Source organism: Mariniphaga sediminis (genome assembly GCF_003573545.1).
GTDB lineage: Bacteria > Bacteroidota > Bacteroidia > Bacteroidales > Prolixibacteraceae > Mariniphaga > Mariniphaga sediminis.
Genome location: NZ_QWET01000005.1, coordinates 347,992 through 369,730 on the forward strand (window position 1 = coordinate 347,992; position 21,739 = coordinate 369,730).

A 21,739-nucleotide genomic window follows, 5' to 3' on the forward strand; every position below is an offset into this window, starting at 1 on the left:
ATGAAAAGAGTATATATAATCGGAATAGTTTTTCTAGCAAGCATGATCTTGTATTCATGTTCAGAAGAACTGGATATTGCTCCACCGAATAAGATCACTGACGAACAAATAAAGGAATTATTGGCCTCTGGCGACGAAGAAAAAATACTTTTGGTAATGGGAAGTATGGCCAATACAATGCCCACCCTGATGAACGGGAGTGCCCTTAGTGGGGCAGGAACAGCAGACCCTCGTTACAGAACAACTCAGGGAATGAATTTCATGCGTAGCTTGGAGGGAAATGATATTGTATTTGGCGATAAAAACTTAAGTATTTTTGGCGCCGATGAGTATTATTTACGAGACTTTACTTCAACAGCAGTGGACAAAAACAGCTATTACTGGCACTCTTCATGGAACATTATTACAACAGCAAATAAAATGTTGAATTTTCTTGATGATGAAACTGTTGGCGATAATGCATCCCTGAAAAAGTTTAAAGCCTGGGGATTAGTGGCTCGTGCTTATTCTTACAATTATTTGATGGATAATTATCAGGATGCCTATTTGCAGGGAGGAGATAGTAAATTAGGAATTATGTTGTACGATTTTTATTCACCCACTCAGGATTATAAACCACGTTCAAGCGCAAAAGATACTTACGATTTTATAAAAAATGACCTGACAAATGCAATCACTTTGTTAGATGAGGCAAAGGTTGGATATACAGTCGATACTCTGGGTGATATTGATATGGCAGTTACTAAATTTCTTTTTGCAAGAGTTGCACTGGCCACAGGTGATTGGCCAGCAGTAATCTCTAATTGTGATGACATCCTCGAGAATTATCCGGACTTGATGGGAGAAGATGTGTATGGTGGAACAAAAAATGTTGGAACGGCAACAGATCCTGTGATCAGACCGGAAACAAATGGATTCCTGTTTAATGAGATAAATCCTGAAGTTATTTTGGGCTGGCCGGTAGGGCAGGCTCTTACAGCACATAATGGCTGGACAAATCCATTTGGGGAAGGAAACGGGAGTATTGGCTATGCACGCATTGATAACCGTTTATATGAAAAAATTGATGATGCAGATTATCGCAAAAACTGCTTTATGGAGACAGCTTTTGGCGATTATACTTATCCAACATCAGGCGAAATTCGTTACATACCTGCTTATACTAACCTGAAATTTGCTGCAACCCATGGTATTGGAACAGACGACAAGAAAAATGTTGGTACGGTTACTTGTTATTATATGCGTTCATCAGAAGTATTGTTAATGAAAGCAGAAGCACAGGCCCAGGCTGGCAGTGAAGGTGCTGCAAAAGAGACCCTTAATATATTATTGGCCGCGCGTACAAAAGCAGGTGAAACTACCTTGACTTGCGACAATTATGCAAGCATGAGTGGTTTGACTGCTTTACAAATGGTACAGTTACAAAGCCGTATCGAATTGTGGGGAGAGGATGGACGTGAATTTTTTAATAATAAACGTTGGGGGATTGCAGTAGATCGTTCAAATTCGGCAACCCATGTGGATAAAGGAACGTTGAGCGTAACAGATATGACTTTGCAAATTCCCGAGGAAGAAATGTTATATAATCCTTTATGTGAGCAGAATTAGTGTCTAATTTGACTTAACTATGGTATATTAATCAGGCAATCGGGTAACAGGTTGCCTGATTAATATTCTTTTGAGGAGTTGATATTTAGAGTTGAATTTGTATCCCGAGCAATAAAATCTGGGTAAGACGAATGTATCCTTATATTGGATTGCCTGGTTTAGAGGTGTGTTTATGTGTTTGGATATTTGGTTTTAACTCACAACAAAGGATATAAAGGCAACTATTTTCTTAACCATTTGTGCAGATAGTAATGAAGCGAAGAACTTTTCTTTCTCAGAGTATGATTCTTTCGGCTGGGTTTATAGCTGCAAGGTTTCCTGCTTTTGGGACACACAATGATTTTAAAAACAGACTGATAAGTTCAGGTTTGTTTAGCGTTTTTAAAGATGTTGATTCTACTTACCGTCCATTTGTCCGTTGGTGGTGGAACGGAGATAAGGTTGAGAAAAAGGAATTAATCCGAGAATTACACCTTCTTAAAGAAGCAGGAATTGGTGGGGTTGAAATTAATCCCATAGAATTCCCATCTACAGGAGATGATTTGGGGAAAAAATCGCTGAAGTGGCTTAGTGATGAATGGATTGAAATGTTGCAAATTACATTTGATGAGGCGAAAAAACTGAATATGACCTGTGATCTGATTGTAGGATCCGGATGGCCTTTTGGGGCAGAAACCCTGGAACGCAATGAAAGGGCACAGGTAGCCTTAGTTTATGCGGAACAACTTGAAGGCCCAACACAATTTGAAACATCACGGTTTAATATTTTTGATCAGGTGGACCCTGGCGTATCTGTGCCTTGTCCAAGCCGTACTTTCGACATATTATCTTTGAAGTTGGTCCCTGCCCCAATGAGTAGCTTAGATCAGGTGATTGACCTGACCGACAAACTGAAGGATCAGATTATTCAGGTTGATGTTCCCGCCGGGAAACATTTCTTTTATGCATTGGTAAAAGTAGATTCATTTGCCAGTGTAATAAATGGCGCACCCGGGGCAGCAGGCCCCATTCTTAATCACATGGACAAAGAGGCTGTTCGGAAGTATCTTGACCACATGTCGGATACGATACAAAAGCAGACTGGCCCATTGGCAAATCATTTGAGAGCCTTTTTTACCGATTCGATGGAACTGGAGGGGTGTAACTGGAATGAAGATTTGCCTGTCGAATTCAAAAAACGCCGTGGATATGATTTAATGCCTTACCTCCCTTTTACTATGTTTAAAGTCGGACGTTTGGGCGCTGTTGTTGATGCGAATTACGGAGTAACAAAAACCGGCGATTTTGCAGAAGAAATTAAACGTGTGCGTTTTGATTTTGAACTAACCAAGGCAGAACTATTGTATGAACGTTTTACACAAACCTATCTTGAATGGTGTAAAGACAATAATGTGAAATCCCGTGCCCAGGCCTATGGCCGTGCATTTTTTCCGCTGGAAACCAGTCTTGGTTACGATATTCCGGAAGGTGAATCGTGGACAACCAACTGGTTAAAGCACCGCGTGGGAGAAGAAATGTCGGACGATGATTATCGGCGCGGACGCGGATATACAATGATAAATAAATATGTTTCTTCTGCCGCACATCTTGAGGGGAAACGGATTGTGAGTTGTGAAGAAATGACGAATACTTATAATGTATTCAACATTACTTTAGAACAGCTGAAAATAGGTTCAGATATGAGTATCATGTCAGGGATTACACATTCCGTTTGGCATGGATTTAATTATTCTCCACCCGAGGCTCCTTTCCCCGGATGGGTTCAGTACGGTTCTTATTATAGCGAGAATAACAATTGGTGGCCTTATTTTAAATATCTGAACCAATACAAGGCGCGTATTTCAAGTTTGCTGCAAAACGCGGATATGTTTACCGATATGGTAATCCTTCCTCCAAATTACGATATGTGGGGCGAAATGGGAGTTCAAACCGATCCGTTTCCGGAAAAATTAAATGTTCAGTATACATCGATTATCTGGGAATCGATAAATAAGACGGGCGGTGCGGCCGATTACACAACCGAAATAATTATTAATAAATCAACTGTAAAAGGAGGTAAACTTTGTTATGGCCCCAAGGAATACGGAACAATTTTTCTACCAGAGGTGACCAGCATAGGAATTATAACGTTGAAAAAACTCCTTGAATTTGTAGCATCGGGAGGACGTATTTTTTGTATCGAAAAGTATCCTGAAAAATCACTGGGTTTAAAAGACTGGCAGCAGCGAGATGCCGAAGTTTCGGGGCTTGTGGAAAAACTTAAATCATACAAAGACAAATTCATCCTTCTTCGAAAGCCAATTGATAACCGGTTTCTTGAATGGTATATGCAGGTAATGGAACAGTACACCATCCCTCATTACCTGAGCATTGAAAAACCAAACCGTTTCTTTATGCAAACCCGCTATCAGGCTGATGACGGAAGTGAAATATTCTATTTTCAGAATGTGCACATGCACCTTCGGTATAAAACCAATGTTTCTTTCACGAAAACGATAGTGAACGGGCGCTACCCCTGGGTTTGGGATCCTGAAACAGGAGAACGTTACCGGATTCAGTTGCATAAAAACAGTTGTGAGATTGATTTGGGGCCGGCAGAATCGCGTATCATTGTATTTTGCGAAGAGAAAGATGGAAAGGAATGGAAGCCAATACCCATATCTGGTGAGTATGCGGAAACAATTAACAATGACTGGAAAGTTGAATTAAGACATAGCCGGGAACATACCATCGAGGATTTTGAGATGTATGCCCTCACAGATCTAAAAGAAACAAAATATGTGAATTTCACTGGAACAGCAGTATATAAAAGAATCATTACCCTTAAAAAAGAGACTTCAAATTATATGAACCTGGGGAAAGTATGGGGAGTTTCAGAACTGTTTGTTAATGGTAAATCTTGTGGAGTTAAGTGGTATGGCGACCGGATCTACAATCTTGCAGGAAAGCTGAATGATGGAGCCAATGAAATTGAAATTCATGTCATCACGTCAATGGGGAACTACATGAAAACATTAACAGATAATGAAACAGCACAGAAGTTTACATTGCTAAAAAACAAAAATCAGCCCATACAATCAATGGGGATGTTGGGACCTGTAACTATTTATTAGATAAAATATTAATAAAGGTTTGAATATGGAAAAGTTAAAAATATTTGTTCTGTTATTTACATTGTTATCCTGCTCAAAACTTTGGGCAGCTGATTATAATGCATCCATTTTTGGTATAAAATCAAATGGTACAACGTTAAATACAACCGCGATACAAAAGGCTATCGATCATATTCATGAAGGTGGAGGAGGCCACTTGAATTTTTATGTAGGACGTTATCTTACCGGTACCATTGAGTTGAAGTCAGATGTACACATTATTTTACATGAAGGGGCTATACTTGTCGGTTCTACCAATGTTTACGATTATAATATTGATAGTCCTTACCGGTCTTTGGTGTATGCAAAAAATGCCGAAAATATCTCAATAACCGGCCTTGGAGTGATTGATGGACAAGGTCGCCAACTTGCATACAATGTGCTTGACCAGGTTCATAAAGGAATATTGGAAGATCCGTTAAAATATGATCGTTCAGCAAAATATCGTCCGAAAGGTATTTGTTTTCGTGAGTGTAAAAATGTAAAAATTGAAGGAATCACTATAAAAAATGCAGCTGAATGGGTACAGATGTATGATCAGTGTGAAAATCTTGAAATCAATAATATTACTGTCGATAGTAAGGCATTTTGGAACAATGATGGGTTGGATATTGTGGATTGTAAAAATGTACTGGTTACCAATTCGTTCTTTGATGCTTCAGACGATGCCATTTGTTTTAAATCGCATGATGAAAACAAAATGTGTGAAAACGTAGAAGTACGCAACTGCGTTGCCCGTTCCAGTGCTAACGGAATTAAGTTTGGTACGGTAACCAAAGGAGGGTATAAAAACTTCAAAATTATTAATAATAAAGTGTATGACACCTTTCGTTCGGCCATCACAATTGCCACTCCCGACGGAGGAGTGGTCGATAATATTTTGGTTGACAGCCTTCGTGCATACAACACAGGAAATGCAATATACCTTCGAATTGGGGCACGTTGGAACAAAGGAAGAAAAGGAACCATGAGCAATGTTACCATCCGTAATTTGTATGCAGAAATTCCGGCATCCAAACCCGACGCCGGTTACGAGTATGAAGGTCCTGTAGAAGATCTCCCACGAAATGTTTCGCCTGCAAGTATTGTTGGTCTTCCTGGTCAGTATATCTCCAATGTAACCTTAAGTAATATCGAGATTGTATATCCGGGAGGAAGTAATCCGAAATATGCCTTCCGGGGAATTAAACCTTCCGATTTGGATGGTATTCCGGAAATGGAATCGGCCTATCCTGAGTTTTCCCAGTTTAAGGAATTACCTGCCTGGGGTTTTTATGTGCGGCATGCACAGGATATAAAGTTTGAGAATGTTGTGCTGACCGCTAAGGAAAAAGAATACCGGCCTGCCATTGTTTTTGACGATGTAAAAGGAGCTGCTATGTCAGGGATGGAATATAACAGTCCTGGCGGAGGGAAAAAGGTTCATAAGTATAAATCAACCGGAATTATTCAGAAAAAATAATAAACTCATGATAAATAATAGATTATTTAAATTGAAAATGATGGGGAAGCCTGGAGTTACTTTGTTCGCTTTTTTGCTTTTTGCCACTATACATGTATCGGCAAAAGATTATCTGGTGACCGATTTTGGCGCGAAGGCCGATGGAATAACCCTTAATACACGTACCATTCAACGGGCCATCGACTATATCAGTGAAAATGGCGGTGGACGCCTGGTTTTTGATGCCGGGAATTATGTTACCGGAACAATTTACCTGAAATCGAATGTGACTCTTCATCTGAAATACGGGGCAACCATTTTGGGATCTACCAATCCTTTCGATTATGTGAGCGACCCCAAAATTAAATGGGTGGCAATGATATTTGCAGTTAATCAGAATAATATAGGAATTACCGGGAGAGGTACCATTAATGGCCGGGGGTTTATTACAGCCAATAACCTGGTTAATTATATCCACCGGGGGATTTTTAAAGATGAATTAAAATATGACAGGCCCCGGGAATGGAGGCGCCCACAGAATGTTTACTTTCGCGAATGTACAAATGTGACGATTACCGATATTACTTTACGCGATCCTGCCAGTTGGAATCAGACTTATGACCAATGTAAAAACCTGTATGTTGATAATATTTATGTTGATAGTAAATCATACTGGAATAACGATGGAATTGATATTGTGGATTGCGACGGCGTTGTCCTGAAAAACTCCTATTTCGATGCTGCCGATGATGTTCTTTGTTTTAAATCGCACGATGCAAACAGTATTTGCCAAAATGTGGTGGTTGAGAATTGTATTGGGAGGTCAAGTGCCAATGGATTAAAGTTCGGAACTGTTTCCCGTGGAGGTTTCCGTAACTTCAAAATTAAGAATATTACCATTTTCGATACCTTTCGTTCGGCCATCACTTTTGCTGCTGTTGATGGCGGGATAATTGAAAACATTGAGGTCGATAGTGTCCGCTCAATTAATACAGGAAATGTTATTTTTCTTCGCATTGGAGACCGTTGGAGCAAAGGTAAAAAGCCTAGCATGAAAAATATCCGGATATCGAATGTGTATGCTGAAGTGCCTATAGGCAAACCCGATGCGGGATACAATTACGAAGGGCCAGTGGAGGACAATCCGCGAAATATCTCTCCGGCAAGTATTGTTGGCCTTCCTGATTATAAAATTCAGGATGTAAAACTAAAAAACATTGAAATTGTATATCCCGGAGCCGGAAACCCGCTATATGCCTACAGGGGGACATCTCCTGCGGATTTGGACAGTATCCCTGAAATGCCTGCAAGATATCCTGAATTCTCGCAATGGAAAGAGTTACCTGCCTGGGGATTTTATGTCCGTCATGCCGAAGGTATTGAATTTGAAAATGTAATCCTGAGAGCACAGAAAAAAGATTACAGACCGGCTATTGTAATGGACGATGTGAAAGGAGGTTCGTTTAAAGAGGTGATTTTTACAGAACCGGAAAGCGAAGGTAAGAAGCAAATTATTCAACACAATACAGAAGGTGTTACGGTATATTAATAGTTTTTTCTGTCTGAAAATTAAAAATATAAACGAATGAAAGTTTACAAAATCATAATAATTAATGCGTTACTGTTGTGGTCTTTTTCACTTACAGCTAAAGAGTATAAAGCATCATTGTTTGGTGCTGTGTCTGATGGAATTACATTAAATACTGGCTCTATTCAGTATGCAATTGATTACATTAGCGAAAATGGTGGTGGTCGCCTTGTTTTTTATGTTGGGCGTTATCTTACCGGCAGTATTCAGCTTAAATCGAATGTGGTAATCGAACTAAAAGAAGGGGCTGTTCTTGTGGCTGCTCCGTCAATTTACGACTATGATGGGCCGGAAAATAGAAATGCCCTTCTATGGGCAGAAAAGCAAGACAGTATAGGAGTTGTAGGTAAAGGGGTTATTGAAGGACAGGGAACTTTAGTGTTGGAGAGTATAAAAACTCAGCGTAAAAAAGGCTACCTGAAAGAAAACATTGGAAGCTTATGCCCGGCGTTAATCTACATGAAAGGATGCAATAGTATAACTATAGAAGGAATAAACCTGAGAGAAGCGTGCGGGAATGTGCAATTCTATAATGGTTGTACCCTGGTCAGCATTAGCAATATTACCACAGTAAGTACCTCTGTTGAGAACAGCCAGGGAATCCTGCTGTCTGAATGCGATCGGGTGAATCTTTCAGATTCTTTTTTCGATACTTCAGGGAAGGAGTTAAGTCAGGCAGGAGCTTCAAAGAATCTTTCAATCGTAAACAACATCAATAAAGACGGGAAGAAAATCCGTTAACATTAGGGCCAGTCATGGCTTGCTGGATTCTGATGAAAGAGCAGTATGCCATAATCTGCTTAATGAATTACTGTTGTCTTAAAAAAATACATTTGGAGGCTTCCTTACATTGCCCTGAAACAAAAAATAAGTTTTACGTTCTCGAAAGTTGAAATAAGATGAAGAATATTATATTCCTGATAATCCTTATTTTTCTCTTTTCCAAAGTTGTAAATGCTCAACATGGATTACCTGTTGAAGACCGTCTGGAGTGGTGGCATGAGGCTAAATTTGGTATGTTTATTCACTGGGGTGTCTACTCCATGTACGGAGGAGTTTATAACGGATACGAGCAGGCATACGGCGATGCCGCCTGGATTGAGAACCGTTGTAAAATTCCGGTGTCTGAATACCGGGAACATGCGAAAGACTTTAATCCGGGGAATTATGATCCTAAAGCCTGGGTGAAAATGGCAAAAGATGCAGGAATGAAGTACCTGATAATTACCGCCAAGCACCACGATGGTTTTGCTTTATTCGACAGCAAAGCCAGCGATTGGGATGTTGTGGATGCGACAGCATACGGAAAAGATTTGCTAAAACCTTTAGCAGAAGAGTGTAAAAAACAGGGTATTAAATTGGGATTTTATTATTCCCAGGCCAACGATTGGACGAACCCCGGCGGCTCTGTCGCCCGGAGACCCATGTGGCAGGGATGGCCTAATCCGGATTCAGCCCGGATCGATCAATATACTAAAGAGCATGACGGAAGCTGGGACCCGATACAGGAAACGGCAACTTTTGATGAATATATAGATCGCGTGGCTGTTCCTCAGGTAAAGGAGCTACTTTTAAATTATGGCGATGTTTCAGTTTTATGGTGGGACTATGCAACTCAGATGAAAAGTTACGATGGTGCAGTAAAATTGCAAAAATTGCTAAGCATGCAACCTCAGATTATAACCAATGACCGATTGCATCCGGACTTCCCGGGAGATACCAAGACTCCCGAACAAGCAATTCCTGACTGGGATGCAATCGATGGGCAGCCTTGGGAAACCTGCATGACCATGAATAATTCGTGGGGGTACAAAAGCTTTGACAATAAATGGAAATCTTCGGAAAAGCTTATTAGAAACCTTATCCGGATTGTTGCAAGAGGCGGAAATTACCTTTTAAACGTGGGGCCCAAACCAGATGGCACCTTTCCCGAAGCAAGCATCCGGCGACTAAATGATATTGGAAAGTGGATGGATACAAATGGGGAGGCCATCTATAAAACACAGGTAAGCCCAATAAGAGACTTACCTTGGGGTGAGTGTACTTTAAAACAAGAAAAAAACAAAACAATATTGTATTTATGTGTTTTGGAGTGGCCTGAAAATGGTATTCTCTCCGTTCCCGGTCTAACAAACAAAATAATGTTTGCTAAATTACTGGCTACCGGTGCTGAGCTTAAAACAAAAGCAATCAATAATGGACATCACATTGAGATCCCTGTTTCAGCTCCGGATCCCGTTGCCAGCGTCATCAAACTTGAAGTGAAAGGAAAACTGAACAACATTGAGGTTTCTTCTCCCAAAAAGGAAATGCAAAGCGGAGCGCTGGATTAATCTTTAAATACTGGATGGAATGAAAAAAATAAGAATTCTACTTTTATTGCTTGTTGTGGTCACACTTGTTTCCTGCGCAAATAAAAAAACTGTTTTTGTTTCAACTCAGGGAAGTGACCAGGGAAATGGTACCCGGGAAAAACCTTTTTTGACATTAGAAAAGGCCAGAGATTTTATTCGTGAAAAAAGAGTGAAAAACGGACCTGTGCCATATTCTATTCTGGTACGTGAAGGGGAATACTATTTTACCAGGCCCCTGACACTAACCGAAGAGGATAATGGGGTAACCATTGCTGCATACAACAATGAAAAAGTGCGTTTTACGGGAGGTTTATCGATTGACCCCGACGAGGTATTGCGTGTTTCCGGTACTTCTAAAAGAAAGTTATTTCCGGAAGAAAACCGGGAAGATATTTTTTTGATTCACTTAAAAGATATCGGAATAACTGCATTCGGTAATCTTCACCCGGTTGGATTTAAGCGTCCGGAGAAGTCTGTATGGATGGAGCTTTTTATAAATGGAGAGCCTTTTCATTTGTCACGTTGGCCTAACGACTCATCTGTAGCAATCGGAAAAATTATCAACCGGGGGTCTGTGGCTGCTGAAGGTGATGAGGGAGATACAGGAGGAACATTTACCTATTCCGTAACCCGGCCGTCAAGCTGGAAAAATCCGGAAGATATTTGGATTGCCGGATATTTTAGATATGGCTGGGCAGACGATGCCGTAAAACTGGCTTCGATCGACACGATTAACCAAACATTTACCACTACTCTTCCTCACCGCTATGGATTCGGTACAGGAAAACCTTACAATCGCTGGTATGCCTACAATATCCCTGAAGAAATAGATGCTCCCGGAGAGTATTACATCGACCGCACAGAGGGGATCGTTTATTTCTACAACCCGGGAAAAATTGAGACCATTGAGGTTTCTGTTTTCGAAGATTTATTTATTTCAATAACAGGAGCATCAAACATTACAGTGAAAGGAATCGACTTTGAATGCACCAGGGGAGTTGCCGTTGAAATGATAGCAACAAAAGAATGTCTGTTAACTGATTGTTCTTTCAAAAATATTGGGCGGTATGCAGTTACTGTTGATTACGAAGACATTCCTCTTTCGGCTGGTAAAAACCCTGTTTTAAGTAAAAATAATGGGATCGTTAACTGTACTGTTTGTCAAACCGGAACAGGAGGTATAAAGTTAAACGGTGGAAACCGGAACACGCTTGAAAGCGCAGGCAATTATGTTGAAAATAGTGTTATCCACGACTTTAACCGAATTGCGAAAACTTATTGTGCGGGGATAAGAATTTCAGGAGTAGGAAACCGGATTTCCAACAATGAGATTTTTAACTCTCCACATAGTGCCATTTTGCTGCATGGTAATGATCACTTGATTGAATACAACGAAATTCATAATGTATGTCTTGTAACCGATGATGTGGGAGCCGTTTACTATGGTCGTAATCCTTCGTTTAGAGGGAATGTGGTTCGTTTTAACTATTTCCATCATTTGGGAGATGTGTATCGCACAACAGCCGTTTATCACGACGATGGCGCCTGTGCAATGGAAGTACATGGAAATATATTCTATAAAGCGGGTACTATTCCTGTGCTTATTGGTGGAGGTAGCGACAATGTATATACCAACAATATTTTTATCGATACCCCGATTGGAATAAAAGTAGACAACCGCATGCAGGCATTTGAATGGGCGAAACCGATGATCGCAGCCGGTGGAGTAATTGAACAGCGATTGGCGGCGGTGAAATACAACCAGCCACCTTACAGCGAGCGATATCCTGAACTTGCGAAATATTGGGATGAAGATCCGTCCTTGCCAAAACGGAACCTGATTGATGAAAATGTATTTGTACAGGTAGATCAGATAATTAAACGGGTTGACGAAGGAGTAAATACAGATAAAAAACTTCTTGAGTTTACTGACAACAACTACATTACAAATGAAGATCCCGGTTTTGTTGATAAAGAAAATCAGAACTTTAAACTTAAGGATACGTCAGTGATATTTAAGAAAATACCGGGTTTCAAGCAGATACCGGTCGAAAAAATCGGACCCCTGTAAAAACAACTAGATAGAACTGTAATCGATGCAAAGAAAATTGAAATACGACATTATGAAGAAATCTGTTTTACTGTTATTTTTTATCACCTCCTGTTTCCTGACAAAAGCACAGGAGTTGAATTATGCAAAGGAAGTTGTCAAAACGCTTTCTTCGCCGGAATTTAAAGGAAGAGGATATGTGGGAAATGGAGACAAAAAAGCAGCCAGGTATATACGCAGTCAGTTTGTAAGTCTGGGATTAAAACCATTTAATGACGATTATTTTCAACCTTTCGAGGTGAATGTGAATACCTTTCCTTCGAAAATGGAACTTCAGATTGACGGGGTAGAACTTACCCCGGGAGTAGATTACATGGTTGATCGGAATTCTACTTCCCTAAAAGGGACGTTTCCTGTTTTTGTAGTGGAAGAAAGTGACTTATGGGATGAAAAGAAACTCAAAAGGATTGTTTCAGCCAGTGCCGGTAGAGTGCTCATTATTAATGAAAACGCATCGGAGATTAATGATGGTTACGACAAAGAGAAACGAAGAGAGCTTCTCAGGTATATTAAGTTTGATCCGGAAGTACCATCGGTAGCCACCCTGATTTTTACCAAACAAAAACTGATGTGGAGGGGCTTGACCTATCAGGATAAGAAATTGGCATTTGCCGTAAAGAAAGATTTGAATTTGGAAAACATTAAGGAAGTGTCCATTAATGTAAAAGCTAAGTTCATTAAATATGAAACACGTAATGTAATTGGTTATCTTGAAGGAACAGAGAAACCCGATTCGTTTTTAGTGATGATAGGGCATTATGATCATTTGGGGACAATGGGGGCAAAGACCTATTTCCCTGGGGCAAATGACAATGCCAGCGGAATCGCGATGATGTTAAATTTGGCACGCTATTACTCCGAAAATTTGCCCAAATATTCGATTGCCTTCATGGCTCTTGGTGCGGAGGAAATTGGGATTTTAGGTGCAAAATATTATGCTGAAAACCCACTGTTTGATTTAGGGAAAATCCGTTTTTTAGTCAACTTTGATATGGCTGGTACCGGCGACGACGGGATTAAAGTTGTTAACGGAAGTGTGTTTCGAAACGAATTCGACAAGCTAAAAAATATTAATGAGGAAAATAAGTATTTACCCTCTGTAAATATCAGAGGGGCAGCATGCAACAGTGATCACTGCAAGTTTTACGAAAAAGGAGTTCCGTCTTTTTTTATTTATACTTTAGGAGGGACTCAGGCATACCATGATCTTGATGACAGGTACGAGTATTTGCCCTTTACTGAGTTTGTCGATTATACAAAGCTTATGATTAAATTTTTTGACCATTTTTAGAATAGGTGCCTTTTGCAGGACGGATTTCATTTTAAGTCTTTTTCGTAATGTTTAAAGATTGGTTGCGTAATATATGGAATAGTATAACGTGTGTATGGGAAAACCGATGATAAATGTAATTCATACGTATTACATTTGATACCTTTAGAAACAAACAAATTATATGCTCATGAGATATTGGTTTTTAGGTTTATATGTTTTTTTTATAATGTTTGCCAGCGTTATTGAAGCAGGCGCTTGTACCAACCTTATTGTTACAAAAGGTGCAAGTGCAGATGGTTCAGTAATGATTACCTATGCTGCTGATTCGCATATCCGCTATGGTGCAATAGATTTTTATCAGGCAGCCGACCACCAGCCGGGTGATGTTTGCGAAGTGTATCATTACGAAAATGGCCGGTTTATGGGAACGATACCTCAGGTTTCCCATACCTATTCTGTGGTTCAGTTTATGAACGAGCACCAGGTTGCAGTGGGCGAAACCACTTTTGGCGGGTTGGGTATTTTGTATGGCCCGTCTGATGCAATCCTTGACTATGGTTCCTTAATGCGGATTGGTTTGCAACGGTCGAAAACTGCCCGCGAAATGATAAAAGTGATGACCGGATTGGTAGCCCAGTATGGATACGCTTCAGGAGGCGAATCGTTTTCAATTTCCGATGCCAACGAGGTGTGGATTATGGAGATGATTGGAAAAGGCAAATTTGAAAAAGGGGCTGTTTGGGTGGCTCGTTTGGTTCCTGACGGTTATGTGTCGGGGCATGCTAACCAGGCACGTATTACCACATTCCCATTCCAGATAACAAATGACTGGGACAATCCAGACCAAACCGTTTTTAACTCACCGGATGTTATTGATTTTGCCCGTAAGCATAGCTTATATAGCGGTTCTGATGAGGCATTTAGTTTTGCCGATGTGTATAACCCATTAACCTTTGGCGGGGCGAGATATTGCGATGCCCGTGTGTGGTCGTTTTTTAGAAAAATAAATACAGAAATAAAAGTTAACCAGGAATATACCGATTATGCTTTGGGTAAGTTTAAAAGAGAAAAAAGATTTCCTGACAATAATCCGAATTCCAACGGGTATGTAACCAACCGTTTGCCATTATGGGTAAAACCTGATTCGAAGGTTTCTTTGCAACAAGTAATGGCCTCAATGCGTGACCACTACGAGGATACCCCGCTCGATATGCAAAAAGGAATTGGCGCGGGGCCGTTCGGATTGCCCTATCGTTGGCGACCGATGGAGTTCGAAGTCGACAGCATTAAATACCTTAACGAACGTGCCATTGCAACCCAGCAAACCGGATATAGTTTTGTTGCCCAGTCGCGTAGCTGGTTACCTGCTCCAATTGGTGGTGTTTTCTGGTTTGGCGTTGACGATGCCGATGGTTGTGTGTATGCCCCAATGTATTGTGGAATAAAGGAAGTTCCTGAAAGCTACCGGGTGGGCAATGGCTCAATGATTAGCTGGTCGGAAACCTCTGCATTCTGGACGTTTAATCAATTGACCAACTGGTCTTATACACGATATAATCTGATACATCCTGAATTGGAAGAATATCAGGTAAAGCTTGAGAAACAGTTCGAGACAGAAGTAAAACTTGTTGATGATGCAGCTTCGGAATTGTATAAAACGGATGTAGAATCTGCCAGGACATATATAACTGCTTATTCGGTATTTACAGGAAATAAACTGGTAAGCAACTGGAAAAGCTTTTATCATTATCTGTTTATGAAATACATGGATGGAAACAGGAAGATTACAGCAGATGGTAAATTACTGGATAACGGGAACGGAAAAGGTATTCCGCAACGCCCCAAACATACCGGCTATGGAAAAGAATGGGAAAAGCTGATGATTCGGGGAACCGGAGATTTATTGAAAGTTCCGCAAGAGAAAAAATAAACGATTCAATCTAAAAAAATAAACATACGAGTATGAAATCGCTGACAGCACTAATTGCTTTGTTCTTTTTTGCCACACAGGTATATGCGCAAATTTCAGAGGAAGATTTAACCCAATATGTAAATCCATTCATCGGAACACAGGAAATGGGACATGTATTCCCCGGCGCTTGTGTGCCGTTTGGAATGGTCCAGTTAAGTCCCGATACTGATACGGTTCCTTATGCCGTTGACGGGCAGTACACAGGAACAGTTTACCGTTATTGTGCCGGATACCAGTATAACGACCCAACCATTGTTGGGTTTAGCCATACACATTTTAGCGGGACCGGTCATTCCGATTTGGGCGATTTTTTGATTATGCCTACTGTTGGCGATTTGAAATTGAATCCCGGAACGGCCGAAAAACCGGAGTCGGGCTATCGTTCGCGTTACAGCCACGAACGGGAAAAAGCCGAACCCGGTTATTATTGCGTGCAACTCGATGATTATGATATTAAGGCTGAGATGACTACCAGTTCGCATGTCGGATTTCATCAATATACTTTTCCTGAGACTAAGGATGCCCATATTATTCTGGATATGAATCATGGAATTTATAATTACGATGGGAAAGTGTTGTGGTCGTATATCCGGGTTGAAAACGATACTTTGGTAACGGGTTATCGTATTACAAGTGGTTGGGCCCGGACCAACTACCTGTATTTTGCAATGGTGTTTTCCAAACCCATTAAAAATTACGGTGGAAAGAATTTTGAGGACCTTGTTTATAAAGGCTTTTGGCGAAAGTTTGACCAGGAAAATAATTTTCCTGAAATGGCGGGTAAAAATCTAAAAGCTCATTTCGATTTTGAAACGCAACCAGACGAACAAATAAAAATAAAATTCGCTCTTTCCGCTGTTAGTACCGAGGGAGCATTAAAGAATCTTAAGGCCGAAGTCCCTCATTTTGACTTTGGAAAAGTAAAAGCAGAGGCTAAAAACCGCTGGCAGCAAGAGCTTTCAAAAATTAAGATTGCCGCTTCTCCTGAAAAGAAAGTAACATTTTATACATCAATGTATCATACCTGCATTAATCCCATTGAATATATGGACGTTGACGGGCAGTACCGCGGTCTCGACCATGCTATTCATAAAGCCGATGGTTTTGTAAACTATTCCATTTTTTCACTTTGGGATACCTACCGGGCACTGCATCCATTGCTAACTTTAATTCAACCAAAGCGTACATCAGACATGATTAATTCGATGCTGGCGCATTACAACCAGAGTGTCCATCATGTATTGCCGGTATGGAGCCATTTTGGCAACGAAAACTGGTGTATGATTGGATACCATGCGGTTCCGGTTATTGCTGATGCCTGGATGAATGGAATTCGTGGTTTTGATGTGAACCATGCGCTTGATGCCTGTGTGTCGTCGGCAACCTATAAAAAATATGGCAACCTCGATGATTATATGAAGTTTGGTTATGTGCCTTTCGATAAGAATGTAAACGGATCGTCAATGACTTTGGAATATGCTTACGATGACTGGACCATTGCACAACTGGCCAAATCGATTGGGGAAAAAGATGTTGCAGGTACATTTGAAACCCGTTCAAAAAACTGGAAAAACTTGTTTAACGAAAAAACAGGTTTTGTGGGAGCAAAAGACAGCCGGGGAAACTGGAAAACACCTTTCGATGCCTTGCACACAGCAAACGAAGGTTTTATTGAAGGAAATGCATGGAATTATTCGCTGTATGTGCCGCACGATGTATCCGGTTTGATTGAAAAGATGGGAGGGAATAACCGTTTCTGCGAACATCTCGATTCGCTGTTTACAATGTACCTGCCCGATAAATATTTTGCCGAAACAGAAGATGTTACCCGTGAAGGTTTGATTGGGTGTTATGTACATGGAAACGAACCCAGCCATCATGTGGCATATATGTATAACTGGGCAGGCAAACCCTGGAAAACACAGGAAAGGGTAAATCAGATTGTTAATACAATGTATTTGAATAAACCTGATGGACTGTGTGGGAACGACGATTGTGGACAAATGAGCGCCTGGTACATCTTTTCTTCTCTTGGTTTTTATCCGGTTTGTCCGGGATCAGGAGAGTATGTTGTCGGGTCTCCTTCAGTTAACAAAGCTGAAATCCAGCTTGCCGATGGGAAAAAAATAGTAGTTACCAGTGAGAAGCTTTCGGCGAAAAATATCTACATACAATCAGTAATTCTAAACGGGAAAGAATGGAATAAAACCTTTATCCCGATAAAAGAGATAATTAACGGAGGTAGCATTCAGTTTAAAATGGGCGCAAAACCCAATAAGAAATGGGGCATTACTGAAGAATCGAGGCCTTTTTCAATGAAGCGTTAAAGCAAATCAGAGCTTCCTGTAGCGAAAATTATTTAAAACTAATTGCAATCTAAGATGAAGAAAGAACTAAACCGAAAAAGCAAAGTCAGGTACTTGAAGTATGTTTTATTTCTGTTAATCAGCGTTGTATTATTATCATTTGAGAGTCGTGCCCAAAAGAAGATATATATTGTAACCGACCTGGAGGGAATTAGCGGTATTTACCGATGGAAACAGGTAAAACCCAAAGATACTCCCATTTATAAGCAATCATGCGAATTTTTTATGGCCGATCTTTCAGCGGTGATAAAAGGTTTAAAAGATGGCGGAGCATCTGAAATTGTAGTACTTGATGGACATGGGCCACAGGCTGTTCTTCCTGAATTAATGGAGGCTGGAGTCAGATACATAACAGGTACTCCCAGACCCAAACCCCTTTTCGGTTTGGATGCATCATTTGATGGAATAGTACAAGTTGGAGCCCATGCAATGAGAGGGACTTCGGACGGAGTGTTGCACCATACTCAATCAAGTTCAGGAAGATTTCGCTTGTGGTACAACGGGGTTGAAACCGGAGAGATAGGAATGGTTGCGTTAATGGGAGGTTATTTCAAGGTTCCTGTAATAATGGTTTCCGGAGATGCTGCAGCATGTCGTGAGGCAAACAAATTTTTAGGCAATGATGTAACAACGGTAGTTGTTAAGGAAGGCATTGCTGAAGAAAGTGCTGTTTTATATTCATTCGACGAAACACAACGTGCACTTTATGAAGGGGCTAAAAAAGCAATGGCTAATATCAGCAACTGCGAAATATACAGTATTGATATGCCATTTGATGCCAGGATTGAATTAACTAAACCTGATGAGAAGCATAAGAGAATATGGATAAAAACAGGGACTTACCCCAGTGCCCTTCACGCTTATGATATAGTTTCGGAAAAATCAAAAAAAAGATAAATATCGAAAGCTATTAAAAACCAAATTTAAGATGAAACAAAAAATCTCACTGGGATTTTTCCCAACGCCATTGTATGAATTAAAGAATTTATCAAGTCTGTATAATAACTACCGGATATTTATAAAGCGTGATGATCATAATGGTGTAGCTACAGGAGGGAATAAAATACGAAAACTGGAATATCTTTTATATGATGCACTTAATAAAGGGTGCGACACTGTAATTACTGCCGGAGCTCAGCAATCAAATCATTGTCGTTTAACCGCTGCTTCCTGCGCCCGCGAGAATCTTAAATGTTATCTGTTACTTGGAGGAGAAAAGCCAGCGCATTACAGTGGAAATCTTCTGTTATCTCAGCTGTTGGGAGCTGAGATTCATTTTACCGGCGATAATAGAAAGGGCGAAGATATTGACGATTTGGTAAAGGAATTAATTAAAAAAGGAAGAAAGCCTTATGTTATTCCATATGGTGGAACTAATGAAACAGGTGCCTTGGGCTATGTTGATGCTGTTGCCGAAATGAAAGAACAGTTAACAGAAATGAAGCAAACTATTGACTATATCATTTTTGCTTCCAGTTCAGGCGGGACACATGCCGGCTTAATAGCCGGCTCCGCAATCAATCAATTAAAAAGTAAACTTATCGGGATAAATATCGATAAAGATGAAACCAATGGAAATGCACTTGAAAATATAATAACTGATATTGTTCCTAAGATTCTGAATACATACGGAATAAAACCTGAAATAAAACGAAACGACATTCATTTGTTGAAAGATTATGACAAGGCAGGTTATGGAGTTGTTACGGAACATGAAAAACGAGCCATAAAATTATTGGCGGAATCGGAAGGAATTTTGCTGGACCCTGTTTATACCGCAAGGGCATTCCATGGGATGATTGATTTAATGGAAAGACGAGTATTGAAACCTGGTTCAAATGTGTTGTTTCTTCATACGGGGGGACTGCCGGCTAATTTTCATTATGCTGAAAACTTGTATCCATAAACGAAACAAAACTATTTTAATCAAAAACTAACTTAAACTGTATAAAATGAAGCAATTATTTTTTATATCCATCATAATTTTACTGGCTCTTGGAAATGGCTTTTCCAATAATTATAGCGATAAGCTTTATTCTCCTGACGGCAGACTTTGTTTTACCTTTTTTATGCAACCGGACGAACCGTTTGAAATGTCATACTCGGTTAGTTATAATAACCAGTCTGTGGTATTAAAATCTCCGTTGGGAATTCAGTTAACAGATGGTCAGTGGTTAAATAAACTGGAACTAAAAGATAAAATCACCAGTTCAAAAGATACGACATGGATTCCTGTTTACGGCGAACGGAACCAGGTTCGCGACCATTATAATGAAACTGTTCTTGTGATAGGAAAGCAAGGTAAAACAAAGCCGGAGATGCGTATTGTTGTAAGGGCTTATAATGAAGGTATTGCGTTTCGTTATTTATTTCCTGAATACGAAACGGGGGGACCATATATTCGCATAAAAGAAGAGGAAACAGAATTTACACTTCCGGAAAATACGAAGGCATGGTATACTTTTATGGCTCAGCAAATGTACCACCTTCTTCCTCTGAATAACTGGCCGGGAGAATGTGAACGTCCTCTTACTTTGGAACTTCCTGATGGGTTGTATTTATGTTTAACCGAAGCAGAAATGGTTAATTATGCCCGCACAAAATTTAAATTATCTGATACCCATCCCAACACACTTGAATGCTCAATGTACTCAGGAGTTGATGAAATAGCACCTGTAAAAACGCCCTGGAGGGTAATTATGGTCGCTGAACGGCCGGGCCAACTATTGGAAAACAACGACTTGATTTTAAATTTAAATGAGCCCTGTGCGATTGAAGATCCCTCGTGGATAAGACCGGGAAAGGTGGTTTTGTTGAAATCGTATACAACCCAATATGCCAAAAAGATGGTCGATCTCGCAGTTACCCGTAATCTTCAGTACATTCATTTTGATGCTAGCTGGTATGGTCCGGAATACAAGCAATCTACAAATGCCACAACAATAACAGTTTCTCCTCACCGTTATGACGGTCCGCTGGATATGAAAGAGGTTTGCCGCTACGCAAAGGAAAAGGGCGTAGGAGTAATTGTATATGTGAATCAACGGGAACTGGACTCACGGCTGGATGAAATATTGCCATTGTATCAATCGTGGGGAATTTCCGGAATTAAATTTGGCTTTGTACATGTCGGCTCACACCGATGGACTTACTGGATGCACGAAGCTGTAAAAAAATGTGCAGAATATGGGATTGTGGTTAACATACATGATGAGTATCGTCCTACCGGTTTTAGCCGAACTTATCCCAATCTTATGACCCAGGAAGGGATACTAGGAAATGAAGGTTTTCCCGGAGCCACCCACAATACAATCCTTCCCTTTACCCGTTTTGTTGCAGGAGCTGCCGATTATACGATTTGCTACTATCATCGATCGGAAATTAAATCAGGTTATAAGACTTACCTGAATACGACTTCTGCTCACCAGTTATCATTAGCAGCTCTTTACTACAGCCCGTTACAATATGTGTACTGGTACGATAGTCTTGCCCATATCGGAAATGAACCGGAACTCGAATTTTTTGATGCAATTCCAACTGTTTGGGATGATACCAAAGTTATTCACGATAATATCGGAAATTATGTAACTATTGCCCGCCAAAGTGGTGAACAATGGTTTGTTGGAACCATCACAAATGCAGAGGCCCGCGAAATAGAATTACCGCTCGATTTTTTACCAAAGGGCGTGAAGTTTGAAGCCCGTATTTATTTCGATGACCCATTGGCAAAAACACGTACGAAAGTCGGTATACGGCAAAAAAAGGTTGATTCTTCAACCATATTAAAAACAAAACTTTTAGCTTCCGGAGGGCAGGCAATTTGGTTGAGCCCTGAAGAGTAGTTGCGGTTGATTGTATAAAAGGGGAAAAATAAA

13 protein-coding genes are annotated in these 21,739 nt (G+C 40.3%); all 13 read left to right on the plus strand.

The features are described 5' to 3' along the window. The 13 genes from D1164_RS08995 to D1164_RS09055 all read left to right on the plus strand — a co-directional run bounded on the left by D1164_RS08995 (position 1) and on the right by D1164_RS09055 (position 21,706). Positions 1 to 1,608, plus strand: coding sequence for a RagB/SusD family nutrient uptake outer membrane protein (locus D1164_RS08995; RefSeq protein WP_119349663.1), 1,608 nt, complete (start codon positions 1 to 3; stop codon positions 1,606 to 1,608). 251 nt (positions 1,609 to 1,859) lie between these two features. Continuing rightward, positions 1,860 to 4,721, plus strand: coding sequence for a glycosyl hydrolase (locus D1164_RS09000; RefSeq protein WP_119349624.1), 2,862 nt, complete (start codon positions 1,860 to 1,862; stop codon positions 4,719 to 4,721). Positions 4,722 to 4,746: 25 nt separating this feature from the next. After that, positions 4,747 to 6,222, plus strand: a complete 1,476-nt coding sequence (locus tag D1164_RS09005; protein ID WP_119349625.1) for a glycoside hydrolase family 28 protein — start codon at positions 4,747 to 4,749, stop codon at positions 6,220 to 6,222. 7 nt (positions 6,223 to 6,229) lie between these two features. Beyond that, positions 6,230 to 7,750 (plus strand): glycoside hydrolase family 28 protein, encoded by a 1,521-nt coding sequence (locus tag D1164_RS09010; protein WP_206610962.1) that lies wholly within the window; start codon positions 6,230 to 6,232, stop codon positions 7,748 to 7,750. 36 nt (positions 7,751 to 7,786) lie between these two features. Beyond that, positions 7,787 to 8,530 (plus strand): glycosyl hydrolase family 28 protein, encoded by a 744-nt coding sequence (locus D1164_RS09015; RefSeq protein WP_119349627.1) that lies wholly within the window; start codon positions 7,787 to 7,789, stop codon positions 8,528 to 8,530. A 158-nt stretch (positions 8,531 to 8,688) separates the two neighbouring features. Further along, positions 8,689 to 10,122, plus strand: a complete 1,434-nt coding sequence (locus D1164_RS09020) for an alpha-L-fucosidase (protein ID WP_119349628.1) — start codon at positions 8,689 to 8,691, stop codon at positions 10,120 to 10,122. A 19-nt stretch (positions 10,123 to 10,141) separates the two neighbouring features. Continuing rightward, a complete protein-coding gene (locus tag D1164_RS23960) occupies positions 10,142 to 12,214 on the plus strand; it encodes a right-handed parallel beta-helix repeat-containing protein (RefSeq protein WP_206610963.1) in 2,073 nt (690 codons plus the stop codon). A 52-nt stretch (positions 12,215 to 12,266) separates the two neighbouring features. Next, positions 12,267 to 13,544, plus strand: coding sequence for a M28 family metallopeptidase (locus D1164_RS09030; protein ID WP_172594395.1), 1,278 nt, complete (start codon positions 12,267 to 12,269; stop codon positions 13,542 to 13,544). Positions 13,545 to 13,713: 169 nt separating this feature from the next. Beyond that, positions 13,714 to 15,456 carry a dipeptidase gene (locus D1164_RS09035; RefSeq protein ID WP_119349665.1) on the plus strand — a complete coding sequence of 581 codons (1,743 nt, stop codon included), beginning with the start codon at positions 13,714 to 13,716 and terminating at the stop codon, positions 15,454 to 15,456. Between the two features lie 32 nt (positions 15,457 to 15,488). Beyond that, positions 15,489 to 17,825: a GH92 family glycosyl hydrolase gene (locus D1164_RS09040; protein WP_119349630.1), complete on the plus strand. Its 2,337-nt coding sequence runs from the start codon at positions 15,489 to 15,491 to the stop codon at positions 17,823 to 17,825. Between the two features lie 54 nt (positions 17,826 to 17,879). Continuing rightward, on the plus strand, positions 17,880 to 18,761 hold the full coding sequence (locus D1164_RS09045) for a M55 family metallopeptidase (protein ID WP_119349631.1): 882 nt from the start codon (positions 17,880 to 17,882) through the stop codon (positions 18,759 to 18,761). Positions 18,762 to 18,792: 31 nt separating this feature from the next. Then, complete coding sequence (locus D1164_RS09050) at positions 18,793 to 19,770, plus strand: D-cysteine desulfhydrase family protein (RefSeq protein ID WP_119349632.1); 978 nt, start codon at positions 18,793 to 18,795, stop codon at positions 19,768 to 19,770. 46 nt (positions 19,771 to 19,816) lie between these two features. After that, positions 19,817 to 21,706, plus strand: coding sequence for a glycoside hydrolase family 97 protein (locus D1164_RS09055; protein ID WP_119349633.1), 1,890 nt, complete (start codon positions 19,817 to 19,819; stop codon positions 21,704 to 21,706). Positions 21,707 to 21,739: the final 33 nt, after the last annotated feature.

Excerpts from the sequence above, each read along its gene's own strand:
- D1164_RS08995 (WP_119349663.1), top strand. The coding sequence starts at position 1 with ATGAAAAGAGTATATATAATCGGAATAGTTTTTCTAGCAAGCATGATC.
- D1164_RS09000 (WP_119349624.1), top strand. The coding sequence starts at position 1,860 with ATGAAGCGAAGAACTTTTCTTTCTCAGAGTATGATTCTTTCGGCTGGG.
- D1164_RS09005 (WP_119349625.1), top strand. The coding sequence starts at position 4,747 with ATGGAAAAGTTAAAAATATTTGTTCTGTTATTTACATTGTTATCCTGC.
- D1164_RS09010 (WP_206610962.1), top strand. The coding sequence starts at position 6,230 with ATGATAAATAATAGATTATTTAAATTGAAAATGATGGGGAAGCCTGGA.
- D1164_RS09015 (WP_119349627.1), top strand. The coding sequence starts at position 7,787 with ATGAAAGTTTACAAAATCATAATAATTAATGCGTTACTGTTGTGGTCT.
- D1164_RS09020 (WP_119349628.1), top strand. The coding sequence starts at position 8,689 with ATGAAGAATATTATATTCCTGATAATCCTTATTTTTCTCTTTTCCAAA.
- D1164_RS23960 (WP_206610963.1), top strand. The coding sequence starts at position 10,142 with ATGAAAAAAATAAGAATTCTACTTTTATTGCTTGTTGTGGTCACACTT.
- D1164_RS09030 (WP_172594395.1), top strand. The coding sequence starts at position 12,267 with ATGAAGAAATCTGTTTTACTGTTATTTTTTATCACCTCCTGTTTCCTG.
- D1164_RS09035 (WP_119349665.1), top strand. The coding sequence starts at position 13,714 with ATGAGATATTGGTTTTTAGGTTTATATGTTTTTTTTATAATGTTTGCC.
- D1164_RS09040 (WP_119349630.1), top strand. The coding sequence starts at position 15,489 with ATGAAATCGCTGACAGCACTAATTGCTTTGTTCTTTTTTGCCACACAG.
- D1164_RS09045 (WP_119349631.1), top strand. The coding sequence starts at position 17,880 with ATGAAGAAAGAACTAAACCGAAAAAGCAAAGTCAGGTACTTGAAGTAT.
- D1164_RS09050 (WP_119349632.1), top strand. The coding sequence starts at position 18,793 with ATGAAACAAAAAATCTCACTGGGATTTTTCCCAACGCCATTGTATGAA.
- D1164_RS09055 (WP_119349633.1), top strand. The coding sequence starts at position 19,817 with ATGAAGCAATTATTTTTTATATCCATCATAATTTTACTGGCTCTTGGA.